Source organism: Paenibacillus sp. J31R98, assembly GCF_056269245.1.
On the sequence record NZ_JBWDNO010000001.1, the window covers coordinates 318,543 to 338,519 of the forward strand.

Annotated in this window: 21 protein-coding genes; 19 read left to right on the plus strand and 2 right to left on the minus strand. The window is 52.4% G+C overall.

From position 1 onward, the window contains the following. Position 1: 1 nt before the first annotated feature. Positions 2 to 1,201, plus strand: a complete 1,200-nt coding sequence (locus AC0YNX_RS01365; RefSeq protein ID WP_475813864.1) for an Rne/Rng family ribonuclease — start codon at positions 2 to 4, stop codon at positions 1,199 to 1,201. Between the two features lie 4 nt (positions 1,202 to 1,205). Here the strand turns inward: AC0YNX_RS01365 and AC0YNX_RS01370 are convergent, their stop codons facing one another. Together AC0YNX_RS01370 and AC0YNX_RS01375 are read right to left on the minus strand one after the other, a co-directional pair. After that, positions 1,206 to 2,582, minus strand: a complete 1,377-nt coding sequence (locus AC0YNX_RS01370; RefSeq protein ID WP_475813865.1) for an arsenic transporter — start codon at positions 2,580 to 2,582, stop codon at positions 1,206 to 1,208. A gap of 45 nt (positions 2,583 to 2,627) precedes the next feature. Next, entirely contained in the window at positions 2,628 to 2,786 is a 159-nt protein-coding gene (locus tag AC0YNX_RS01375; protein WP_475813866.1) for a hypothetical protein, read from the minus strand. 288 nt (positions 2,787 to 3,074) lie between these two features. Here AC0YNX_RS01375 and rplU point away from each other — a divergent pair, with 288 nt between their 5' ends. The 18 genes from rplU (at position 3,075) to AC0YNX_RS01465 (ending at position 19,963) form a co-directional block, all read left to right on the plus strand. Further along, complete coding sequence (rplU, locus tag AC0YNX_RS01380) at positions 3,075 to 3,386, plus strand: 50S ribosomal protein L21 (protein WP_475813867.1); 312 nt, start codon at positions 3,075 to 3,077, stop codon at positions 3,384 to 3,386. Positions 3,387 to 3,397: 11 nt separating this feature from the next. After that, positions 3,398 to 3,739: a ribosomal-processing cysteine protease Prp gene (locus tag AC0YNX_RS01385; protein ID WP_475813868.1), complete on the plus strand. Its 342-nt coding sequence runs from the start codon at positions 3,398 to 3,400 to the stop codon at positions 3,737 to 3,739. A 14-nt stretch (positions 3,740 to 3,753) separates the two neighbouring features. Beyond that, positions 3,754 to 4,059, plus strand: coding sequence for a 50S ribosomal protein L27 (gene rpmA / locus AC0YNX_RS01390; RefSeq protein WP_475813869.1), 306 nt, complete (start codon positions 3,754 to 3,756; stop codon positions 4,057 to 4,059). Positions 4,060 to 4,218: 159 nt separating this feature from the next. Then, positions 4,219 to 4,959, plus strand: coding sequence for a Spo0B domain-containing protein (locus tag AC0YNX_RS01395; protein WP_475813870.1), 741 nt, complete (start codon positions 4,219 to 4,221; stop codon positions 4,957 to 4,959). 14 nt (positions 4,960 to 4,973) lie between these two features. Continuing rightward, positions 4,974 to 6,305: a GTPase ObgE gene (gene obgE / locus AC0YNX_RS01400; protein WP_475813871.1), complete on the plus strand. Its 1,332-nt coding sequence runs from the start codon at positions 4,974 to 4,976 to the stop codon at positions 6,303 to 6,305. Positions 6,306 to 6,502: 197 nt separating this feature from the next. Then, positions 6,503 to 6,940: an ACT domain-containing protein gene (locus tag AC0YNX_RS01405; protein ID WP_475813872.1), complete on the plus strand. Its 438-nt coding sequence runs from the start codon at positions 6,503 to 6,505 to the stop codon at positions 6,938 to 6,940. 29 nt (positions 6,941 to 6,969) lie between these two features. Further along, the gene (locus tag AC0YNX_RS01410) at positions 6,970 to 8,256 is read left to right on the plus strand and encodes a homoserine dehydrogenase (protein ID WP_475813873.1); all 1,287 of its coding nucleotides are present in this window, start codon (positions 6,970 to 6,972) and stop codon (positions 8,254 to 8,256) included. Between the two features lie 38 nt (positions 8,257 to 8,294). Continuing rightward, on the plus strand, positions 8,295 to 9,368 hold the full coding sequence (thrC, locus tag AC0YNX_RS01415) for a threonine synthase (protein ID WP_475813874.1): 1,074 nt from the start codon (positions 8,295 to 8,297) through the stop codon (positions 9,366 to 9,368). Beyond that, positions 9,368 to 10,342 (plus strand): homoserine kinase, encoded by a 975-nt coding sequence (thrB, locus tag AC0YNX_RS01420; RefSeq protein ID WP_475813875.1) that lies wholly within the window; start codon positions 9,368 to 9,370, stop codon positions 10,340 to 10,342. The genes thrC and thrB overlap by 1 nt, the downstream gene beginning before the upstream one ends. Further along, positions 10,339 to 11,214, plus strand: a complete 876-nt coding sequence (gene pheA, locus AC0YNX_RS01425; protein ID WP_475813876.1) for a prephenate dehydratase — start codon at positions 10,339 to 10,341, stop codon at positions 11,212 to 11,214. Before thrB ends, pheA begins: the two co-directional genes overlap by 4 nt. Positions 11,215 to 11,259: 45 nt before the next feature. Next, entirely contained in the window at positions 11,260 to 12,141 is an 882-nt protein-coding gene (gene ilvE, locus AC0YNX_RS01430; RefSeq protein WP_475813877.1) for a branched-chain-amino-acid transaminase, read from the plus strand. Between the two features lie 181 nt (positions 12,142 to 12,322). After that, positions 12,323 to 14,131: a LysM peptidoglycan-binding domain-containing protein gene (locus tag AC0YNX_RS01435; RefSeq protein WP_475813878.1), complete on the plus strand. Its 1,809-nt coding sequence runs from the start codon at positions 12,323 to 12,325 to the stop codon at positions 14,129 to 14,131. Positions 14,132 to 14,295: 164 nt separating this feature from the next. After that, the gene (locus AC0YNX_RS01440; protein ID WP_475813879.1) at positions 14,296 to 14,940 is read left to right on the plus strand and encodes a BofC C-terminal domain-containing protein; all 645 of its coding nucleotides are present in this window, start codon (positions 14,296 to 14,298) and stop codon (positions 14,938 to 14,940) included. A gap of 171 nt (positions 14,941 to 15,111) precedes the next feature. Beyond that, complete coding sequence (gene ruvC / locus AC0YNX_RS01445) at positions 15,112 to 15,615, plus strand: crossover junction endodeoxyribonuclease RuvC (RefSeq protein WP_474649904.1); 504 nt, start codon at positions 15,112 to 15,114, stop codon at positions 15,613 to 15,615. Next, positions 15,612 to 16,244, plus strand: coding sequence for a Holliday junction branch migration protein RuvA (gene ruvA / locus AC0YNX_RS01450; protein ID WP_475813880.1), 633 nt, complete (start codon positions 15,612 to 15,614; stop codon positions 16,242 to 16,244). Before ruvC ends, ruvA begins: the two co-directional genes overlap by 4 nt. A 19-nt stretch (positions 16,245 to 16,263) precedes the next feature. After that, positions 16,264 to 17,319 carry a Holliday junction branch migration DNA helicase RuvB gene (gene ruvB / locus AC0YNX_RS01455; RefSeq protein WP_475813881.1) on the plus strand — a complete coding sequence of 352 codons (1,056 nt, stop codon included), beginning with the start codon at positions 16,264 to 16,266 and terminating at the stop codon, positions 17,317 to 17,319. After that, positions 17,319 to 17,768 (plus strand): thiol-disulfide oxidoreductase DCC family protein, encoded by a 450-nt coding sequence (locus tag AC0YNX_RS01460; protein ID WP_475813882.1) that lies wholly within the window; start codon positions 17,319 to 17,321, stop codon positions 17,766 to 17,768. The genes ruvB and AC0YNX_RS01460 overlap by 1 nt, the downstream gene beginning before the upstream one ends. A 23-nt stretch (positions 17,769 to 17,791) precedes the next feature. Beyond that, the gene (locus AC0YNX_RS01465) at positions 17,792 to 19,963 is read left to right on the plus strand and encodes a SpoIID/LytB domain-containing protein (protein WP_475813883.1); all 2,172 of its coding nucleotides are present in this window, start codon (positions 17,792 to 17,794) and stop codon (positions 19,961 to 19,963) included. Positions 19,964 to 19,977 lie beyond the last annotated feature (14 nt).

A 19,977-nucleotide genomic window follows, 5' to 3' on the forward strand; every position in this document is an offset into this window, starting at 1 on the left:
CATGAAACGAATGCTGGTACAGAAACAGAAAGAGTCGTTGCAGATCGCCGTTGTGGATCAAGAACGCCTGTTTGAATTTTATATGGAAAAGAGCGAGAGCGTAGGTCAGCTGGTCGGCAGTGTCTATAAAGCGAAAGTCGTCAATGTGCTGCCAGGCATGCAAGCGGCATTCGTCGATATTGGGCTGGCGAAGAATGCGTTCCTCTACATTGATGATTTGCTTCATCCCCACCTCGAGAAGCAGAGCAAGGAGAAACCGCTGATTAACCAGCTGCTTCGTGTTGGACAAGAACTTACCGTTCAAGTGATCAAGGAGCCGCTTGGCGGAAAAGGCGCGCGGGTTACGACGCATTTCTCGCTGCCGGGCCGTTTCCTTGTGTATATGCCGATTGCCGATTATGTAGGCGTATCGAAGAAGGTGTCATCAGACGCAGAGCGCCATCGGCTGCGCGTCATCGGCGAGCAGATTCGGAAAGCGGAGGAAGGCGTCATTATGAGAACCGCAGCTGTTGGTGAAAGCAGCGATTCTCTCGCGAATGACGTTCGGTTTCTGCGTGAATTGTGGCAACAGATCGAAGGGACTGCGAAGGAAGCTTCGGCGCCTGCATTGCTCCATCGCGAGGCAGACCTCGTGCACCGGCTCGTGCGAGACTTGCTCACATCGGAGATGGACGAGGTATGGATCGACGATAGGACGGCATATGAGCAAACCGAATCGATAATGAAACAAATGGCTCAAGCGATGCTGCCGAGGCTAAGATTGTTTGAGAAGCAAGCAGCATCGCTCTTCCAGCAGTACCGAATTCATGTGCAACTGCACGAAGCGTTTGAGCGGCGGTACCGGTTGAAATGCGGCGGCGACCTGGTCTGGGATCAGACCGAGGCGCTTACGGTTATTGATGTGAACACAGGTAAATTCGTAGGGACAAGCGACCTGGAGGATACCGTCTTCCGCACGAACCTGGAGGCGGCAGAGCAGATTGCGAGACTGCTGCGCATTCGCGATGTCGGCGGTATTATTATTGTTGATTTTATTGATATGGAGAAAGAAGAGCATCGCGACCAGGTGATGCATCTGCTTGAACGCCATGTGAGGGCAGACCGGACCAAGTGCCAGGTTGTAGGCTGGACAAGACTCGGCCTGCTGGAGATGACGAGGAAGAAAGTACGAGAGCAGAGCAGTTATCCGGTCGGCAAATGAATGCTTAAAATAACCAACTTACCCAGTAATACAGAACGACTAGCGTGAAAAGTACTGTTGGAGGGATGACGAGAATCGTCACCTTCGTGTATTCCTTCCAGGGAAGCTTTACTTTATGTTTGCGAAGGATATGCAGCCAAATTAGCGATGCCAGCGTACCGATTGGCAGCAAGAGCGATCCGATATCGCTGCCGATGACAGTCGCGAGATACGCGATCTTGAGGGTCAGGGGATCGAGGTTCATCTCGCTTAATGTGAGCGTTCCGATCATCAGAGCAGGATGGTTATTGAATAGCGTAGCCATTGCGCTCTGAATGGAACCGAGCACGAGACTGGCATTGAGCAGATTGCCGCTGACAATCGGCTCAAATAGGATGACGAGCTTACTCGTGAAGCCAATGTTATGGATGCCATAAATGATCACATACATGCCGAGTGCGAATACGAGGATGTGCCAAGGGGTCTTGCGCAGCATATCCGATGGGGAGATGTGCAAGTAATACCATCGCCAGGCGAGCAGAATGACGGACCCTATCACGGAGACGATTGCGATCGGAATGCCATAGTAAGAAGCAACAAACAGGCTGATTCGGACGACGAATACAAACAGAAGCACTTTCTGCATGAAACGAGTGCGCTGATCGGTCGTCAACTCACCTAGCACCGGTGCAGGCGTTGGCTGCTGTAGCGGATGTTGACCAGGCAGGTGCATTCTGTCTCGGCCTTGGAAGCGATGCATCGCCGGCAGACGCTTCGGCAGCACGCGGTAGTTGACCAGAAACAACAGCAGAACCATGAACAGCAAGCCAAGCGTGGCAGGCACAAACATCATTAGCGTGTTCATGTACAAGCTCATGTTGACCATTTTTAATGCGATCAGGTTGATGATGTTGCTGACGCCGATTGGAGCACTGGACGCTGTTGCGACTAGTGCGCCAGAGAGCAGATAAGGAATTTTCTGATGCGGTTTAAGCCCCAGGTTTTGCAGCAAAATAAGCAGAATCGGTGTTGTGATGAGAATACTGCCGTCATTGTTGAAGAACAGGGTCATCAAGAAACAGAGCAGGTTCACATACCAGAACAGGCGGATTCCGGATCCTTTCGCCCGAGCGGCTAGTCCTTCCGCGGCCCAAACAAAAAAACCGAAGCTCTCCAAGACGACGGCCATGACGATGGTCGCCATAATGGTAATTGCTGCACCGCTAACCGTTTGGCTGATGTGTGCTAAGTCCGATAAGGAGACCGTTCCGCTTAGCAGCACGAGCACAGCTCCGATTGTTGATGGGATCGCTTCATTGATTGCTTTCGGCCGCCACAGAATGAGGATTACGGTCATGATGAAAGCGAAGATCGTCACGGTGTTCGCTAATGTACCGTACATGCGTTTGTTATCACCTCTGACTGGTCGTGGTCATCATCAGCCTGATTAGAGCTGTGATTTGGTGAAGACTGCGCCTTCATGCAGTTTCTGAATTTGCTCCTTCTCTGTACCCCCATGAATGACTACTTCCTGTTTTGCAGCAGACGGAGTCAGCACATAGAATACACCGGCTCCTGCGAGCACAATAATGAACAGCACGAGCATCTCATTCGCCTCCCTTGGCATCTATAGATATCTAGCAGCTATCATTGATAGATACGTATACACCAACATATGATAGTTTGCGAGCATCGGTGTAGTTGATGAGCTAAGGTTTCTAAAAAAAAATTGCCTTTTCTTTATTGGATGTGCTATTATCTTATGGTGCCTGTGAAAGCTGAGGCTTTTACACGCATGTACCGCACAGAACAGGTACATAAGCTCAGTTTGAGCTCATGGCTCGAGCCGACACCTGCATCAGGCGAGTCTTCGATATAAGGAGGTGCAACACACATGTTCGCGATTATTGAAACTGGTGGTAAACAGTACAAAGTACAAGAGGGCGACGTTCTTTTCATCGAGAAATTGGACGCAACTGAAGGTCAAGAGGTAACTTTCGACCGCGTACTGGCTGTTTCCAAAGGTACAGAGCTCGTAACAGGAACTCCGGTTGTTTCCGGCGCTACTGTAACAGCGATTGTTGAGAAACACGGCAGAGGTCAAAAAATCATCGTTTATAAATACAAAGCGAAGAAAAACTACCGCCGTAAGCAAGGTCACCGTCAACCGTACTCCAAAGTAACGATTGGCAAGATCCAAGCTTAAGAGGTCCCATTATGATCACGATCACAATTGAGCGCCAGTCGGCTGCTAATGCACAGATCGTATCGTTTGCAATTGAAGGACATGCCAAGTTCGCGAAGCCCGGCAAAGACATTGTCTGCGCAGGCGTATCGGCTGTATCAGTCGGTACCGTGAACGCGATTGAGGAGCTGGCGGGCATCGAGCTCCCGGCTTCCATGAAGAGTGGCTGGCTCCGGTCTGATATTCCGGTTACGGCTGACGCATCCTCGAACGAGAAGGCGCAGCTGCTGCTGGAAGGTATGATCGTGATGCTGAATTCAATTGCAGCCTCATACGGGAAGTATGTTGATATTCGTCAACAATATCGGGAATAAAGGAGGGAAAATCCATGTTGAAACTGAATCTTCAGCTCTTCGCTTCGAAGAAAGGTGTAGGTTCCACGAAGAACGGACGCGACAGCCAATCGAAACGTCTCGGCGCTAAACGCGCTGACGGCCAAACGGTAACTGCTGGCAGCATCTTGTTCCGTCAACGCGGAACGAAAGTTCACCCGGGCAACAACGTTGGTATCGGTAAAGACGACACACTCTTCGCGAAAGTCGAAGGCGTTGTGAAGTTTGAGCGTTGGGGACGCGATCGCAAGAAAGTTAGCGTGTACCCGGTTGCAGCTGCTCCTGTAGCGGCAGCAGAATAATAGTTCTCCCTGGTCTGCTTGCAGACCAGGGTTTTATTTTTTTTGCTTCACTTTCCAGCGAATTTGAACAAAAGTTTTTTAGAAGCCTGAGACGGCAAAAAGGTACAGCTTGTGCTATACTGTTTAAGCTAGGAAAGAATAGGAAAGTAGGCTCGGTTCATGAATCGGATCGGATTGACCAAACAACTTGCGGCTGCATCGTCAGTTGTGGTGCCTGCGGCTGCAGTGCTCATCTGGCCGTCACAGCTGTGGCTGCTGGCTGTGTTCGTACTCTGGCTTACACTAGCTTCCGTATACTGGATATGGACAGAGCGCAAAGCGAATGAAGTGCGGATAGAGAGGTCAATTGAGGCTGTGCAGCAGACCGCAATTCGTACCTTGAATCATCATCGACATGACTGGATGAACGATCTGCAAGTAATTTATGGCTATATTCGGATGAACAAAACGGATAGAACCGTCCAGTACGTGGAACAGATAAGAGATAGAATGTTGACGGAGAGCAAGATCGCGAAGCTCGGCGTGCCGTCGCTTGTCTTATTTATTCAATCCTTTCGCACGTTGACGCACTCATTAATCATCGATTGGGATATTGACGGAGAATTGAATATGGCGGACCTGGATGTGGACAGCGAAGCCTGTGCGAAGACGATAATGGAAATGATCAACGCCTACCGGTTCGCAGTCCGACCGGGAATGGGAGATGCGGCAAGGCTCGAAATACAGTTGTCCGAGAATGAGCAGAAGCTCCTAGTAACGTTCAGCTGCGAAGGGCATGTAGGCGAGCTTGACGATTGGAAATTGAAATGCAATGAGGCGCTGGAAGGGTCGCCGCTGAAGCTAGCGGAGAACGAGCTCAACAGCAGATACATGAGGCTGCAAGCGCAGCTGGGGAAATAAACGGAGGCTAATACATGTTTGTCGATAAGGCGAAGATTTTTGTAAAAGGCGGCGACGGCGGCAACGGGATCGTCTCGTACCGCCGGGAGAAATATGTGCCGAACGGAGGGCCTGCCGGCGGTGATGGCGGCCATGGCGGTGACGTTATCTTTCGTGTAGACGAAGGACTTCGTACACTGATGGATTTCCGTTACCAGAAGCACTTTAAGGGCGAGAAGGGCGAGCGCGGCAAAGTGAAATCGATGCACGGCGCGAACGCAGAGGATACGATCATTCGCATCCCGCCGGGAACGGTTATTCTTGACTCGGATTCGGAAGCGATATTGGCGGATATGACGCAGCATGGGTCTGAGATCATTGTTGCGAAGGGCGGCCGCGGCGGACGTGGCAACTGCCGGTTCGCAACGGCAGCGAACCCTGCGCCTGACTTTGCCGAGAATGGCGAAGATGGCGAAGAACGCTGGATTACGCTTGAGCTGAAAGTAATGGCTGACGTCGGTCTTGTCGGCTTCCCGAGCGTAGGCAAATCGACATTACTGTCCATCGTATCGGCTGCTACGCCGAAGATCGGAGCGTACCACTTCACAACGTTGACGCCGAACCTTGGCGTTGTTGATGTTGGCGATAGCCGCAGCTTCGTGATGGCGGATCTGCCTGGTTTGATTGAAGGCGCATCTGAAGGCGTCGGACTTGGCCATGATTTCTTGCGCCACGTCGAACGTACGCGCATAATCTTGCACATTCTCGATATGTCCGGCTCCGAGGGCCGCGATCCCTATGAGGATTGGGTGAAGATCAACGAAGAGCTGAAGATGTACAATCCGCTCCTCGCTGAGCGCCCGCAGATTATTGTGGCGAACAAGATGGACATGCCGGATGCCGAAGAGCAGCTCGCACTGTTCAAAGAACAGTTGGAAGCGGCTGGGCTTGCGGAGAACCATAAGCTTGTAGCCATGTCTTCCTTAACGAAGAAAGGGGTTCAGGAGCTGCTGTATAAGGCAGCTGACCTGCTGGAGACTGTTCCAGAAACCCGGACGATCGAGGAAGTCAAGGACGTTGCCGAGCGCAAAGTATATACCCTCGATAAGGCAGAGGACCGTTCGTTCAAGGTTGGCAAGGAGAACGAAGGCTTCTACGTGGAGAGCGCCTATATCGAGAAGTTCATGAAGCGCGTCAACTTGAACAACTCCTACGATGCGATCATGCGTTTCGCACGGACGCTGCGGATGATGGGTGTCGATGCGGAATTGCGGAAGATCGGAGCGAAGGACGGCGATCTTGTCAGAATCGGCGACTTTTCGTTCGAGTTCTTCGAAGGAAGCGACTTCTATTATCACGAAAAATAATGCGTATCAAGCTGCTTTGGCCGAGCTTGCAGAATATCTGCAGGCTTGCATGCTGAAGCGGCTTTTCTTTTACTCAAAGAGGGAATTTCAGGTATAATAGAAAAGTTGTAGATGTCAATTCCCTATTGCCGCTTTCGTTGTTTTTCGATATAATGTCCTCTATGGAAGAACAGATGTCTTTTGTAGGAGGACGGCGAGTGGAGGAACGATATTTTGTCGTCCGTGAGGATATGTTGCCGGAAGCGATCGTGAAAACGATCCAGGTAAAAGAAATGCTCCGTCGCGGGGAAGCGGCTACCGTTCATGAAGCAGCTGAGCGGGTTGGCTTAAGCCGAAGCGCTTTCTACAAGTATAAAGACGGTGTATATACGCAGAATCAGCTGCAGCGTGAAGCCATCGTCACAATCTCTATGGATTTGGATCACCGTTCAGGCGTGTTGTCCAAAGTGCTTGGCCTTGTGGCCAGTTCGGAAGGCAATGTGCTGACGATCCACCAGACGATTCCGCTGCAAGGATTAGCAAGTGTCATTATTTCGGTCGAAACGTCGATGATGACAAAGCCGATGTCTGAATTGATGGATGCCATTCGCAAGCAGGACGGTGTCCGCAAGGCATCGATAATAGGACAGGGATAAACTGAATTTTCATACATGGAGGAACTGGAATGAAACCGATTAAAGTAGGATTGCTCGGCCTTGGAACGGTCGGAACTGGCGTTGTTCGCCTGGTGGAAGGCCATCAGAGCGATTTGGAGAGCCAAGTCGGCTCACCGATCGTCATCGAGAAAGTGCTCGTACAGAATACGAGTAAAGCGCGTTCGATCAGCATTGATTCGAGCAAGCTGACAGAAGATGTTTGGGAAATTATCCATAACCCTGATATTGACGTTATCGTGGAAGTAATGGGCGGCATTGAATTGACGCGCAGCTATATCCTTGAGGCGCTCTCTCGCGGTAAACATATCGTAACAGCGAACAAAGATTTGATGGCGCTGCACGGTCCTGAGATCCTGTCCAAAGCACAGGAGCATGGCTGCGACGTCTTGTATGAAGCTTCCGTAGCTGGCGGCATCCCGATTATCCGTACGCTGATCGAAGGCTTCTCCTCCGACCGCATCACGAAGATTATGGGTATCGTAAACGGTACAACGAACTACATCCTGACGAAGATGAGCCAAGAAGGCGCAGATTACAGCGATGTGTTGAAGGAAGCGCAGGAGCTTGGTTATGCAGAATCAGATCCAACTTCTGACGTCGAAGGACTTGATGCAGCACGCAAGATGACAATTCTCGCGACACTTGGTTTCCGTGCCAACGTTGCGCTTGAAGATGTAGATGTAAAAGGGATTTCGTCGATTTCCCGTGAAGATATTCTCTATGCGAAGCGTCTCGGCTATGAAGTGAAGCTGCTCGGTATCGCAGAGCGCCAAGATGACTACATCAGCGTAAGCGTGCAGCCTACGATGGTGAAGCGTTCGCACCCGATCGCATCGGTAAACGGCGTGTTTAACGCCGTTTATGTGTATGGCGAAGCGGTAGGCGAGACGATGTTCTATGGCGCAGGCGCAGGCGAGCTGCCGACGGCAACTTCCGTCGTTGCTGACCTTGTTGCGGTTGTGAAGAACCTCAAGCTTGGCGTGAACGGCAAGCAAGAGAAGCTCGCATACAAAGAGAAGAAGCTCAAGACTGACGAGCAGATCGCATCGAAGTACTTCCTGCTGCTGCATGTTGCGGACCGTGCCGGTGTACTGGCGCGCATCACGCAAGCTTTTGCCGAGTTTGAAGTAAGCCTTGAGTCTGTCTTGCAGCAGCCGAATCCAAGCAATCCGGAAGCGGAAATCATCATCATTACACATGATGCGAACAAAGCGGCTGTGAAGAAAGTGCTCGGCGCACTCGACAAGATGGATGTCGTGAAAGTCATCAAGAGCGTTTACCGTGTAGAAGGCTAGTAAGCTAATCTTATAGACATAAAGGAGCATTACCTACGATGAGATACCTTGGCTTGATTGAAACGTACAAAGAATATTTGCCTGTAACTGACAAAACTCCCATGCTCACGCTGCAAGAGGGCAATACGCCGCTAGTTCGCGCGGAAAACTTGTCCAAGGAGCTTGGGCTGAACCTGTTCTTCAAGTATGAAGGTTTGAATCCGACTGGCTCGTTCAAGGACCGTGGTATGGTAATGGCCGTTGCCAAAGCGATAGAGGAAGGCAGCACGACAATTATGTGTGCTTCGACAGGCAACACGTCTGCAGCAGCGGCTGCTTATGCGGCTCGCGGCGGACTGAACTGCATCGTCCTCATTCCGAATAATAATATTGCGCTTGGCAAGCTTGCTCAAGCGGTTATCTATGGCGCGAAAGTCATTGCGATTAACGGCAACTTCGACCGTGCGCTCGAAATCGTTCGTGAAATTACAGCTAAACATCCGATCACGCTTGTGAACTCGGTTAACCCATACCGCATTGAAGGCCAGAAGACGGCAGCGTTCGAGGTTGTCGATCAACTTGACGGCGTAGCGCCGGACTACTTGGCAATTCCAGTTGGTAATGCAGGCAACATCTCTGCATACTGGAAAGGCTTCAAGGAGCTTCACGCACATGGCAAAATCACTAAGCTGCCGAAGATGGTTGGCTTTGAAGCGGAAGGCGCGATGGCGATTGTAAAAGGCGAGCCTATCGCTGAACCAGAGACGATTGCGACTGCAATCCGTATCGGCAATCCGGCTAGCTGGAAGACTGCAGTTGCGGCTGCGGAAGAATCCGAAGGCCAAATCAACTACGTGACAGACGAAGAGATTCTTCATGCGTACAAGCTGATTGCAAGCCGTGAAGGTATCTTCGCAGAGCCGGCGTCAGCAGCATCGATTGCAGGCGTACTGAAGCTGAAGCGTGAAGGCAAGTTCCAAGGCGGCGAGACCGTTGTTTGCGTGCTCACAGGCCATGGTTTGAAAGATCCGAACATCGCGATCAAGAGTGTACAAGCTGAGCCGATCGTCGTAGATGATACGGAAGAAGCGGTAATGAATGCCATCCGCCAGCTTGAAGGAGCGGCACAGTGATGAATCGCCGGGTAATGGTGAAGGTTCCGGCCAGCACGGCGAATCTCGGACCTGGCTTTGACGCGCTTGGCATGGCGTTGTCACTATATGCCTGGATTGAGATGGCTATTCCCGAGGATGGCAGAACCGTAATCAACCTGCATGGAGATGGACTGAACGGGATCCCCGTTGATAAATCCAACCTTATCTATAAAGTGGCGCAGCTTGTGTTCGAGAAGGCTGGCGTATCTGTTCCAGAAATCGCGATTGACATGTATATCGAAATTCCGCTGACGAGAGGACTTGGCAGCAGCGCATCCGCTATTATTGGCGGACTCGTTGCCGCGAATGCCCTCATCGGAAGCCCACTCAGCGAGGATGAGCTGTTCCAGCTCTCAACGGAGCTTGAAGGTCATCCGGACAATGTCGGAGCATCGCTCTTCGGCGGTATCGTCGTTGCTTCATGGGACGGCACGCGTGCGGAGAAGGTGACAATCCAGCCTCCAGCTGATCTGGAAGTGCTCGTAGCCATTCCTCAGTTTGAACTGGCGACAGAGAAAGCGCGCCATGCGCTTCCTGCACAGCTTAGTATGAAAGATGCCGTCTTCAACGTAGCTAACAGCTCCTTGCTCGTTGCTGCGCTTGCAAGCGGTCAGCTGAACCTTATTCCGCATGCGATGCGGGATCGGCTCCATCAGCCTTACCGGGCGCCTCTTGTGCCGGGTATGGCCGAAATCCTCGAGCATGCCACAGAGCATGGCGCTCTAGGCGTTGCTCTTAGCGGAGCAGGACCGACGCTGCTGACGCTCGTACACCGCGGCAGTGAGCGTAAGGTGGAGCTTGAAACCTTCCTCATTGATACGCTGAAAGGGCACGGCATAGAAGCGGAAACAATGTGGCTAGAGCCATGCAGCGGGGGCCCAGAGCTCACGATTGTAAGGGAGCCAGATGGACAATCGTTCATGGAACGGGTTAAAGGAGAAGTCAGGGCATGATAAGCGTAGCATGTTTGACAAAAGGCTCCACCTCGGATGAGGCGGCAAAATATTTATTCGGTGCGCATAACGATTCCGTTCAATATAAGTACCACCGTATGATTGCAGATGTATTTCTGGCGACGGCGGAAGGCAGAACGGACTATTCCATTATTCCGATCGAGAATACGATTGACGGCTCGGTTAGCTTACATACCGATTGGCTCGTTGATGAGGTTAATTTGCCGATTCAAGCGGAGTGGGTCTATCCGTCCATTCAGAACTTGATCGGTGCAGCGTCTGAGCTGCTGGATGATGCCGGTGGTCTTGCTTACGAACGTATCACGAAGGTTATGAGTCATCCTGTGGCTATGGCACAGTGTACGCAATATCTGAAGCGCCATCTTCCGCATGCGGAGCTAGAGCATGTTGGCAGCACGTCCGAAGCCGTCCGTATTGTAAGAGACAATCCGGGCCGCGGCTGGGCTGCGATTGGCCAAGTTTCCGCAGCGGCTGACAACGGCTTGTCCGTACTGGAATCCGCGGTGACCGATCATGATAACAATTTCACCAGGTTCCTTCTTGTCGGCAGCAAGCCATTTACTATTCGTGAATCGGCAGCCCATAAGACGAGCATTATGATTACGATGCCAGAGGATTATCCAGGCGCTCTGCATCAGGTGCTGTCGGCATTCTCTTGGCGGCGAATCAACTTGTCCCGCATTGAATCACGACCGACGAAGAAGAAGCTAGGCAATTATTATTTTCTGATCGATATCGAGATGTCGCTGGATACCGTGCTGCTTCCATCGGCAATTGCTGAAATTGAAGCGATCGGCTGTCAGGTTCGTGTATTAGGAAGCTATCCTAGCTTTAAATATGTAACTGCGTAAGCCATATATGCGATAAGCAAACATTTCGGAGGTGCAGGAGTAGTCATGGCAGAGCAAGTGATCTATTTAAACGGTGAGTATGTAAGCAAAGAAGACGCAAAGATTTCCGTATTCGACCACGGTTTTCTATACGGAGACGGTATCTTCGAAGGAATACGAATCTACGGTGGCAATATCTTCAAATGCAAAGAGCATCTAGACCGTCTCTACGACTCGGCAAAATCGATCATGCTAGACATTCCGCTAACCCAAGATGAGATGGAGCATGCCCTGGTTGAGACGATTCGCCAGAATGGCCTGCGCGATGGCTATATTCGTTTGGTCGTATCTCGTGGTCCCGGCAACCTTGGTCTCGATCCGAAACGCTGCCCGCAAGCTTGGGTGATCATCATTGTGGAACAGCTGGCGATTTACCCTGCAGAAGCTTACCGGGATGGACTTGTTTCAGTATCGGTATCGCAGCGCCGTAACATTCCGGATGCGCTGAATCCGAAGATCAAGTCGCTGAACTATTTGAACAACATTCTCGTGAAGATACAAGCGAATCTTGCGGGCGTTGGAGAAGCGATTATGCTGAATTCCCAAGGTTATGTTGCCGAAGGCTCCAGCGACAATATCTTCATTATCAAGCGCGGAGTCGTCTACACACCGCCTTGCTACGTTGGTGCTCTGGAAGGCATTACTCGTGCAACAATCATGGAGCTGTGTGCAAAGTTTGGCTATACGCTGAAGGAAGAGCCGTTCACGCTGCATGATGTGTATGTCGCCGACGAAGTGTTCTTCACAGGTACGGCTGCAGAAGTCATAGCGGTTCGCGAAGTCGACGGGCGTACGATCGGCAGCGGCAAAGCGGGCCCGATTACGACGCATCTGCTTGAAGAATTCCGTAAGACGGTTGAAGTGGACGGCGTTAAAGTTTACGAATAGTAGGATGAAACACGGACAGTTGAAGCTCCCTTCGCGCGAATTGCGCTTTGGGGGCTTCAACTTTTTTTTGTGGGCATGGGTGACACTCGCCTAGCTGATGCATAGGATGTAGGGATTGATAACGGGCGTTTGCCGCGTCTTCCGCGTAAGGCGTACGAACGTGACAGGAGGTATTAAGCGGGTGAAGATTCATATTGTAAAAAAAGGCGATACCTTATACCTAATTGCACAAAAGTACAACGTATCGTTGGAAGAAATCATTAAGCTCAATCCGGACATTACGAATCCGGATCAAATCAGCATCGGCATGAAAGTGAAAGTGCCGACGGGCTCGCATCATCATGGAGGCCAAATGGACATCATGCATCAGCATGTTGTGCAGCAAGGGGACACGTTATGGAAGCTGTCGAAGGCTTGGGGCGTGCCGCTCGGCGATATGATTAAGGCGAATCCGCAGCTGAAGAATCCGAACGTGCTGCTGACCGGAGAAATCGTCAACATTCCGACGCCTGGCTCCTCGGGTATGATGCATGACATGAGCGAGAGTAGCGGCAACGGCAAAGGAACAGGCCACCATCTCTTGTCGCCGACATCGGTGATGCAAGGCGTTCAAGGCTTGATGGGCAAAATTCCGACTGGCAAGAAACCAACGGGGCAAAAACCGAGTACAATGCCAATCCCGGAAGTGCTCCCGGAATCGGTCGAGCCGACTCCGACTCCGATTCCTGAACCAGTACCTACACCGCTGCCAGCGCCAGTGCCGGTAGTGGAGAAGAAGTATCCGGTGTACAATGCGCAGCAGCACGTCGATCTGTTCAAACAATATGGCGTACCGGCAACAGAGGTCATGTCGCTCTATGATATGCCGAAGATGCCTGAAGCGGTATCGCCCGCATCGCAAGGCCCGATGAAGCATGGCTATGGGTTCAGCAACCCGACTGTCGTATCCCCTGAGATGACGGGCGGTTACGGGATGCACCCAACAGCAGTATCGCCAGCATCGACAGGCAGCGGCTACGGATTCCCAACAGCGGTATCGCCAGCGTCGACAGGCGGCGGCTACGGATTCCCAACAGCGGTATCGCCAGCGTCGACAGGCGGTGGCTACGGGTTCCCAACAGCGGTATCGCCAGCATCGACAGGCGGCGGTTATGGCTTTAATATGGGACCGACTGCTGTTAGCCCTGCGGAAGAGGGACCAGAATGGGGACCTCCAATGACATTGCCATGGGGCGCGCCAAGCTATGGTTTCAACCCGTCGATGGTTTCTCCTGCAGAAATGGGGCCTCAAGGCGGCTATGGCTACGGCGGCTTCGATCCATCGATGGTATCGCCAGCTGAGATGGGCCCACAAGGTGGCTATGGTTATGGCTATGACCCATCCATGGTATCGCCAGCAAACGTAGGTCCACAAGGCGGTTATGGCTATGATCCATCGATGGTATCGCCAGCAAACGTAGGTCCGCAAGGCGGTTATGGATTTGATCCGTCGATGGTTTCCCCGGCAAACGTAGGTCCACAAGGCGGCTATGGATATGGTTATGATCCGTCGATGGTATCTCCGGCAAACGTAGGTCCACAAGGCGGCTATGGATATGGTTATGATCCGTCGATGGTATCTCCGGCAAACGTAGGTCCGCAAGGCGGCTATGGATATGGTTACGATCCATCGATGGTATCTCCAGCAAACGTAGGTCCACAAGGCGGTTATGGATATGGTTATGATCCATCGATGGTATCGCCAGCAAACGTAGGTCCATCTGGATACACGTATATGGGCAATGGTCAAGTTTCTCCAATCGTAGCAGGCGCGCAAGATAAGAATTGCAACTGCGGCTGCCGCGAAGACGAGGGACCCCACATTGACGAAGAGAGCATTGCACTGAACGAGCCGAAAGCCAAGGTTGCCCGCAAGAAAAAGCCGGTTATCCGTACTGCGCGTACAACGAAACCGAAACGCCGCGGCAGCTATCCGTGGATTAACAGATAATCGTTTGCTTCTTGTTTCGAGAAGCCCCGCTCTTGCTCCTGGCACATTGCTGCCGGGCGCCGGACGGGGCTTTTGGCAATGGGAGGACTTTATTAGAAATCCGTGCATATTTCTCCAGCAACGATGAGACACTAGCAAAAAAGGAAAAAAGGGGAGTTCCCGCTATGGAATTCAGCCTGTGGAAAAAAATAAAACAGAAGCTTCGCCGCTCCCGCCGTCCCATGTGGCAGCTTGGCAGCATCATCGCAGCTGTCATGCTTCTCTTCAGATGCACGGTGATCGATGCAGCTGCGGCTGAGCCGGACAAGCCTCAGAGCGGTAGTCCGAGCAGTGTTATTGAGACACTTGCCGGTCAGTCTGAGCAGGTTAATGTGAAGCTGCGTCTGATTTACTTGTGCGGAGATGAAATGAAGACGCTTGGCAAAATGAGTGCCAAAGCCGCGCTTAGCATGTTGGCGCAGCACCCGGAGTGGAACGCGGTTATGCATCCGAGCGGCGCGGTCGTCATGGAACAGCGGGTTGATGATCTCTCTGAGTCGTGCAAGCGCAACGGCTACATCAGTCTCGATAGGTCGGGCAATTTGACCATGTTTGATGGATCGCCGAAGGAGAAGAAGGTGATGCGTACCTTCTTTCAGCTTGATGTCCGCTATATGGAGAGCAGCTTGCCTAAGGAGCGTATTGATCAGCTGATGAACGGCATCCGCATAACCGATAAAGACGAGTTCAACAGCGTCATCTCGACGTTCAGCGATTATGCGATCGACCGCAATGAGAAGGTACAGAAAGTCATGAAACGGTCATTTTGACCTGTATACGAAGCTTGAGAGGGCGGCCCGGAATTACGGTCCGTCCTTCTTCTTTGCCCGCTGGCTGAACGGAAGACAAAACGCGTGTTCTCATCCTGCTCATCATTTGGTATAATGGGAGGAAGCCAATTTTTGATAGAAGCATGAAGTTGGCCTGGGGAGAGAATTGCATTGCGTGTTTTAGGTATCGATCCGGGGATAGCCATTGTCGGGTTTGGATTTATTGACAAAATCGGGAGCAAGCTCGTTCCCGTTCAATACGGCTGCATTCAGACGGAGGCACACACGCCTCAAGAGGAGCGGCTCAAGCAGGTTTACGAATCCACCTGTTCGCTTATTGACCGTTACAAGCCTGATACGGTAGCAGTCGAGAAACTGTTCTTCAACAAGAACGTTACGACCGCTTTCTCAGTCGGGCAAGCGCGCGGTGTCATGATTCTCGCAGCGGCACAGCGCGGACTGCCAGTCACGGAATATACGCCGCTTCAAGTGAAGCAAGCCGTTGTCGGCTACGGCAAAGCCGAGAAACGTCAGGTGCAAGAGATGGTGAAGATGTTCCTGAAGCTCTCTGCCATTCCCAAGCCCGATGACGTTGCGGATGCGCTTGCGGTGGCGATTTGCCATGCCCATTCGTCGGTTCTGACGCAAAAAATTAACGAGGTGAACCGAGGATGATCGATTATATTCGCGGACGTGTCGTCCATTTGGATACCGAGTATGTCGTTGTAGATGTACGTGATATCGGTTATCAGGTGTTCACTCCGAATCCGTATGCTTTTGTGAAGAGCGATGATACGGTTACGATTTATACGCATCACCACGTGCGTGAGGATGCGAATCTGCTCTTCGGCTTCTCCAATCGGGAGGAACAAGCGATGTTCCGCAAGCTGCTTGATGTCTCAGGCATCGGTCCGCGTGTTGCGCTTGGGATTCTCGCAGGCGGCAAGCCGGAGACGATTGCTGCGGCAATTCAGCAGGAGAATTTGACGTTCTTGACGAAGCTGCCAGGTATCGGTAAGAAGACCGCGCAGCGGATGGTGCTGGATCTGAAGGATAAGCTTGATCATATCCCAGGCGGGTTCAGCTTTGCGGCGGCGAGCGTCGTACTTGATGATGCAGGTACAAGCGGAACGTTGTTCGAAGGCGGAGAAATGTGGCGTGAAGCGCGTGAAGCGCTCATGGCGCTTGGTTATACGGCTGCTGAGCTTGACCGCGCATGGCAGGGCATGAAGAATACTGAAGTGCCGAATGAGAGCGTGGATTCGCTCATGAAGCGGGCATTGCAGCAACTGTTTAAAGGCTGATTGAAGGAGGTAAGCGTAAATGGACGATCGGATAATTTCCGCCAACCTCATGATGGAAGATCAAGCGGTGGAGTATAGCTTGCGTCCCCGCTATTTGTCTGAGTATATCGGCCAATCGCAAGTCAAAGAGAATTTGAAAGTATTCATCGAAGCGGCGAAGCTGCGCAAGGAAGCGCTGGATCACGTGCTGCTGTATGGGCCTCCAGGACTTGGCAAGACGACGTTGTCGAACATTATTGCCAATGAGCTTGGCGTCAATCTGCGCACGACGAGCGGTCCGGCGATCGAGCGTCCTGGTGATCTTGCCGCGCTGCTCACGAATTTGCAGGAAGGCGATGTCCTGTTCATCGACGAGATTCACCGGCTGCATCGGACGGTTGAGGAAGTGCTGTACCCGGCGATGGAGGACTTCGCTCTCGATATTATGATTGGCAAAGGACCAAGCGCGAGATCAGTGCGCCTTGACCTGCCGCCGTTCACGCTCATCGGGGCAACGACGCGGGCAGGACTGTTGTCCGCTCCGCTTCGTGACCGCTTCGGCGTTGTGAGCCGCTTGGAGTTCTACTCGGTTGATGAGCTGGCATTCATCGTTTCGCGAGCTTCGGAGATCCTTGGCGTGAGCATTATCGGGGAAGCGGCGCAAGAGATTGCAATGCGTTCGCGCGGAACGCCGCGGATTGCGAACCGGCTCTTGAAGCGGGTGCGCGACTTCGCTCAAGTGCGCGGCGACGGCATTGTGACGCATGAGCTAGCGCGTTCCGCGCTTAGCCTTATTCAAGTAGATCCGCTTGGCCTTGACAGCATCGATCATAAGATGCTTCGCGCGATGATTACGATATATCGCGGCGGTCCTGTCGGGCTTGATACGATTGCGGCGACCATCGGCGAAGAAGGCCAGACGATTGAAGATGTATATGAACCTTATCTCATGCAGATCGGCTTCCTGCAGCGCACACCGCGCGGCCGGATGGTGACGCCGCTCGCTTACCGGCATCTGGGGCTTCCTGTTCCGGAGCAGAAAGGCGGCGCTGCTGATCAAGCAGGCGATTCCGATGAAGGAGGCGTCATCCTCTAATGGCCCGAACATCGAAGCAGTCAGAGGAACGAAGTCGCGAGAAACTGATTGTGTTGTATGATGGTGAATGCAATTTATGTATGGCAAGCGTGAAGCGCTTGAAGGAGCTGCAATCGACCGCAATTCTTCGCTTTATTGCCGTGCAGGCATTGGATGAGACGTACGAGACCGTTCCCGGTCTTGATCATGTAACGACGGAGCAGCTGCTTTCGAAGATTCATGTCGTGGAGATGAACGGGACGCTGCATGCCGGAGCGGCAGGCATTGTCCGAATCTTGCGCACGACGAGAGGGCTTCGCTGGTTAGCGTGGTTGTATCGAGTACCAGGCCTACACCTTGCCGCAGACGGCTTATACCGAATCATTGCGGCAAAACGCTATGATTGGTTTGGCAAAGCGGATCAAAGCTGTCATGAAGGGGCTTGTTCGCTGCCGCCGCGAAAGGAATAGTCACGAGGGGGATAATGAAGCCAATGAGTGGCGTTAACGTTCATACGAACGAGACGATGGAACCGGCACGAAAGCTGTTTCGGATGCCGAAGACGATGCGAACGGTTACCGCGATATTGGCTGGCGTAATTGGATTATCTGTGTGGACAGCTCTTCCTTCTAACGGAGCGGCTGTCCCGTCTCTAGATACGATACGCGTTGGCATATTCCTAGACACGAGCAAATATAAGCTGAATACAGCTGCAGCCTCGTTCGGTTCGACTGCAGCTCTGCAGGTTGGCCTCAGATTGCCTTCTGGCGTCATTCCTATGTTTCAGACAGGCAGCGGTGAGATGATCCGGTTCACGCTGGATGATTATAAGCCGATGCTGCTTGAGACGTCCAACTATCAGACGGCGCTTGCCTTACTAAAGCGGCTGAAGGCGATGGGCGGCTCTGGGATGATGACGACAACGAATGATCCACGAGGGAAAGTGTATCAGATCGTTGAGGGCTCTTACGCTACGGTTGCCGAGGCGAAAGCGGCAGGCGACCGTTGGCTTAAAGATGGTACGGTTGCAGGCTACACCGGCAAGTCGAGCAATGCCAGCTTGATCGGACCGCTGCATCTCGAGACAGGCATGTCCTATGCCTCGAAGAGCGAAGCTGTCAAAGCAGCGCAGTCGCTCAGTGCGAGCGGCGCTGAAGCGTATGCGGCGCTGAAACAGTCCGGCAGTGCAGCAGCGGTATACACGGTGCTGATCGGAGCGGAGAGCGATCAAGCGGCGCTTGGTAAAGTGAAGGCAGCGGCGCTGCAAGCGAATCCTGCGCTTGCGCTTCGTCAGACGGATACGGCGAACGTCTACACGCTTATCCGTGACGATTATACGACGGCGGAATCAGCATCCAAGCCGCCAGTCGCGCTTTACTCCATTCCAGCTGCTGGCGCGAAGCTGTGGGTAACAACAACTGCAACGAATGGCATTAAGCTAACCGAACGCTACAATCGCAGTTACCGGGGAAGCTTCGAAGTGAGCGGCTTGAACAACAAGCTTGCTGTTATTAACGAGCTGCCTTTCGAGCAATACGTATATGCGGTTGTCGGCGCGGAGATGCCCGCATCCTGGCCAGCGGAAGCGTTGAAGTCGCAAGCAATTGCAGCGCGTACATATGCCCTCTATCAAGGGTTCGGCTTTCAAGTCGCACATGTCGTCGATACGACGCTCAGTCAAGCTTATGGGGGCATCGGTTCCGAGAAGCCGACGACAATCGCTGCTGTCGACGCGACCAAGGGCGAAGTGGCGATGTATAACGGCAAGCTAATTGAGACGGTCTTCTCTTCAAGCGCAGGTGGGATGACGGCGGATTCCAAAGAAATTTGGGGGAGCGACATTGCGTATCTGAAGAGTGTCTCGAGTCCAGACAGCTCATCCGAGAAGGGGCTTTACAAGTGGTATCGGGTAGTAACGCCAAGTGGGGCTGTTGGTTATATACGAGAGGATCTGGTTGATGTTACGGATCAGCTCTCGCCGGCAGGACAACCTCTGCTGCGGGTGAAATCCAGCGGCTCGAAAGTGCGTCCAATCCCGCTCGTCCAGGACGATGTACCGGTTGTAGATTCGGTGGGAAGCGGCTCGCTTGTTGTTCAATTGGACAAGGTAACCCAGTCCAATGAGATGTCATGGGTTCGTGGTACGTATTCTGCAGATGCGCTGCTTAAGCTTACGCAAGGCAAGTTGCAGAAGCCGATTAGCGGGCGGATATCGACACTTGAAATCAGCCAGCGCGGCCCCTCGGGTAGACCGACCGAAATTCAGGTTAATGGCCAGAAGCTGCAGGTCAAGAATCCTGATGGATATCGTTCCGCATTCGGCGGCTTACCGAGTACGTTCTTTACGATTGATGAGACAGCGAGGGTAACGATGGCAGGGGCGAATAATGCCCTTCGCGACCTACCGGCAGACAGCGGCTCAGTCTCTATACAAGGTGGAGACGGTTCCGCTCGTGAATTGAAAGAGTCGAACTATTTCATCCTTGGCGGAGACGGGCAGGTTCGGGCTGCGACCAAGGATCCAGGCTTCCGCTTTGTAGGCGGCGGCTACGGCCATGGCGTCGGCTTATCCCAGTATGGGGCTCGCGGATTGGCAGAGCTTGGGTATGACTATAAATATATTATGCAATACTACTACAAAGACGCGAAGATCGTTAAGGAATAAGGACTGACTCTAAA